The following is a 3,964-nucleotide window of genomic DNA, read 5'->3' on the forward strand; positions in this document are numbered from 1 at the left end:
GCCCTGATTTTTTTACCTTTGCGCCATGCAAAACTACCTCATCAGGAATATAGCCGTGGTAAACGAAGGGCGCACCACGGTACAGGATGTATGGATCAAAGACCACCGTATTGAAAAAATAGCGCCTAATATCACTATTAACGGCAACTATACGGAAATTAACGGGGAAGGAAAACACCTGCTGCCGGGTGTTATAGACGACCAGGTACATTTCCGGGAACCTGGCTTAACCCATAAAGCCAACATTTACACCGAAGCACGCGCTGCGGTAGCCGGCGGCACCACCAGTTTTATGGAAATGCCCAATACCAAACCGGCCGCACTCACACAGGAACTGCTGGAAGATAAGTATACCATTGCCCAACATCATTCGCTGGCCAACTACTCCTTCTTTATGGGCGCCGCCAATGATAATGTGGAAGAAATACTGAAAACAAACGCCAAAAAAGAAAGTGTTTGCGGCGTAAAAATATTCATGGGATCTTCTACCGGTAATATGCTGGTGGATAATTACCTCACCCTGGAAACCGTATTCTCCAACAGTGAGCTGCTGATTGCCACCCATTGTGAAGATGAAAAGATCATCCGCGCCAATATGGAGGCCTATCAGCGGGAAAAAGGAGATCGGCTCACTGCAGCGGATCATCCGTTGATACGTAATGTGGAAGCCTGTTTTGAATCATCGCTGGTGGCTATCCAGTTTGCACAAAAACACAACGCCCGCCTGCATATACTGCACATCTCCACTGCAAGAGAACTTCAGCTGTTTGGTAACATGCTGCCACTGGCTGAAAAACGCATTACAGCAGAAGTGTGTGTTCATCATCTTCACTTCACCGCTGATGATTATGCGCAATACGGCAACCTGATCAAGTGCAACCCGGCCATTAAATCACCGGAAAACAAAACCGCGCTCTGGCAGGGCCTCCTGGACGACCGGCTGGATATCATTGCCACCGATCATGCCCCCCATACCTGGGAGGAAAAACAGCAGCCTTACCTGCAGGCTCCTTCCGGCGTTCCGCTGGTGCAACACAGCCTGCTGCTGATGCTGGAATATGTAAAGAAAGGTAACCTCTCCCTGGAAAAAGTTGTGGAGAAAATGAGCCACGCACCAGCTATCTGTTTCCAGATAAAGGAAAGAGGATTTCTGAGAGAAGGATATTATGCTGACTGTGTGATTGTAGATCTGCAGGACCAAACGAATGTAAATAAAGAGAATATTCATTATAAATGCGCCTGGAGCCCGTTTGAAGGGCATACTTTCCCCGCTGCGGTAACACATACTTTTGTAAGCGGGCACCTCGCTTATGCAAACGGCGTTTTTAATGAGAACGTATTGGGCCAGCGACTGGCTTTCAGCCGATAGCATCCTGCTTCCGTAAATGCAGCCACCCCTGCTGCATTTACGGAAATGCCGGCACAGCCTTTCAATTCTTATGGAATTTTTCTATCCTTGCATCTTCCACCGTATATTCACCAAAAAGATGCTGCATGCAACTGGACAAAACATCCTACTACGACCTGTCTATTTTTAACCGCGACGAAGAATTTTCCCTGTTCCACCGCCTTGATTTTACTACCACTGCCGGCGGCCGTGAATACCTTCGACAGCTGTACAGCAATCCTTTATCAGACATTAATACCATTAAGAACAGGCAGCGTACATTGCAATATATCCTGGAACGGGAAAGCAACTGGCCGTCTATCATCTCCAACGGAACCATTGTAGTGGTGGAAAACTATATGGATGCGCAGATTGAGCCCATTTCCAGCACCGAAGGCCTTGCCTTATACCTCCATGCAGTGCTCAATAAAACCATCTACGCGCCTGATTATGGCTATATCAAATTCTCTTTCACACAACTGGTAATATTGCTGAAGGGCTTCCGCACATTTATCAACGCTTTCAATTCCGATGAAACACCAACAGTGCTGAAAGTGTTGCTGGACAGGGCTCAGCAGTTGCTCACAAAAAAAGAATTTTATGATATTTTAAAAGCAGATGAAGAAGGTAAACTGAATTTTGTGGAGATCCTCCGTTATGATAACTACATCCGGAAGAAGCACAGAAAAGTGATCCAGGAACTGGTAACCCTTTACCAGCAATTGGATGCCTACTATGCGATGGCCAAGGCTATCAAACATTTCAACCTGCAGTTCCCTGTTTTTTCCGGCAGCAGCAGGCCGGTTATTAAGGCCACGCAACTTTATCATATTATCCTTTCCGAGCCGGTGGCGTATGATGTAAATCTTGATGAAACAGCTCATTTCATGTTCCTTACCGGCGCCAACATGGCTGGTAAAACCACTTTTATCAAGGCAGTAGGTGTGGCTGTGTTCCTGGCGCATATAGGTATGGGCGTGCCTGCGCAGGATATGGAGCTGAGTTTCTTTCATGGCATCTTCAGTAACATCCAGGTGCAGGATAATATTTTCAAGGGAGAAAGTTATTTCTACAGTGAAGTACAACGCATCAAGAATACCATCCTGCAGATCAGCAACGGCAAAAACTGGCTGGTACTGATCGATGAAATGTTCAAAGGCACTAACGTGGAAGACGCCAGGAATTGCTCCCTGGCCGTGATCCGGGGTTTCCTGCAAAGTACCAACTGCCTGTTCATCCTTTCCACGCATCTTTATGAAGTGGCCGATGAACTGATCAATGAAAAACGTATCCAGTTTAAATATTTTGAGTCGACCGTTATTGATGATGACCTTCATTTTACTTATTTACTGAAAGATGGAATTGCCAAAGAAAAGATTGGTTACCTGATCCTGAAAAGAGAGAAGGTACTGGAACTGCTTACGCAGATAAAGTAAACAGGAAGGATTTAACTGCCGGGAGCTTAACCACGTTTTCCAGCAGTTAAATGCTTATATTCGTACCTGTTAACCCAGATATCCATATGATTGTTAAAACCTACGGCAGCGCCATCCTTGGCGTAAATGCCATTACCATTACCATAGAGGTAAATGTATCTTCCAAAGGCAATAAGTTATTCATTGTTGGGCTGCCGGACAATGCCGTAAAGGAAAGCGAGCGCCGTATTGAATCCACTATACAGTGTATGGGACTACGCATGCCCAGAACGCGGACGGTAGTAAATATGGCGCCCGCCGATATCCGTAAGGCCGGTGCGGCGTATGATCTGCCCATTGCCGCCGGCATTATTGCCGCTTCCGGACAGGTATCGCCCATGCACCTGGAGCATTATGTGCTTATGGGAGAGCTATCGCTGGACGGCACTATCCAACCCGTTAAAGGTGCACTACCCATAGCCATGCAAGCATTGAAAGACGGTTTCAGGGGTTTTATACTACCCAAACAGAATGCGCTGGAAGCTGCTATGGTGGATGGTTTGAAAGTATATGGCATCTCACATATTTCCGAAGCCATTCATTTCTTAAATGACCCTGATAGCCTGGCGCCCGTTTCGGCGCGCCACGATACATTCTATTCCGCGCAAACCGATTTTGGTATTGATTTCAGTGAAGTTAAAGGCCAGCAGCAGATCAAGCGCGCCCTTGAAATTGCCGCTGCCGGCGGTCACAATGCAATATTGATAGGTCCGCCCGGAGCCGGGAAAACCATGTTAGCAAAACGGCTGCCTACCATACTACCACCGCTCACTTTACAGGAGGCGCTGGAAACCACTAAAATTCACTCTGTTGCCGGAAAGCTGCCGCAGCACACTTCACTGATCACGCATCGCCCGTTCCGTTCCCCGCATCATACCATCAGCGATGCCGCCCTGGTAGGCGGCGGCAGTATTCCCCAGCCGGGAGAGATTTCACTGGCGCATCACGGCGTGCTGTTCCTGGATGAATTGCCGGAGTTTAAACGTAAAGTGCTGGAAGTAATGCGGCAACCGGTAGAAGAGAGAAGAGTAACCATTTCCAGGGCAAGAACAGCTATCGACTTTCCGGCCAGTTTTATGTTACTGGCATCTATGAACCCTTG

At 47.5% G+C, this 3,964-nt stretch carries 3 protein-coding genes; all 3 read left to right on the plus strand.

Annotation, left to right across the window (positions count from 1 at the left end):
• The first annotated feature begins 25 nt into the window (after positions 1-25).
• Positions 26-1,369 carry a dihydroorotase gene (locus tag VN105_RS17440; RefSeq protein WP_325642811.1) on the plus strand — a complete coding sequence of 448 codons (1,344 nt, stop codon included), beginning with the start codon at positions 26-28 and terminating at the stop codon, positions 1,367-1,369.
• 125 nt (positions 1,370-1,494) lie between these two features.
• The gene (locus tag VN105_RS17445; protein ID WP_325642812.1) at positions 1,495-2,823 is read left to right on the plus strand and encodes a MutS-related protein; all 1,329 of its coding nucleotides are present in this window, start codon (positions 1,495-1,497) and stop codon (positions 2,821-2,823) included.
• Positions 2,824-2,909: 86 nt separating this feature from the next.
• A partial coding sequence (locus tag VN105_RS17450) for a YifB family Mg chelatase-like AAA ATPase (RefSeq protein ID WP_325642813.1) occupies positions 2,910-3,964 on the plus strand: 1,055 nt, incomplete at its 3' end.

The sequence above is a fragment of the Chitinophaga sp. genome, assembly GCF_035564935.1.
GTDB lineage: Bacteria > Bacteroidota > Bacteroidia > Chitinophagales > Chitinophagaceae > Chitinophaga.

Bases quoted from the DNA above. Each gene is read 5' to 3' on its own strand.
- VN105_RS17440 (WP_325642811.1), top strand. From the start codon at position 26: ATGCAAAACTACCTCATCAGGAATATAGCCGTGGTAAACGAAGGGCGC.
- VN105_RS17445 (WP_325642812.1), top strand. From the start codon at position 1,495: ATGCAACTGGACAAAACATCCTACTACGACCTGTCTATTTTTAACCGC.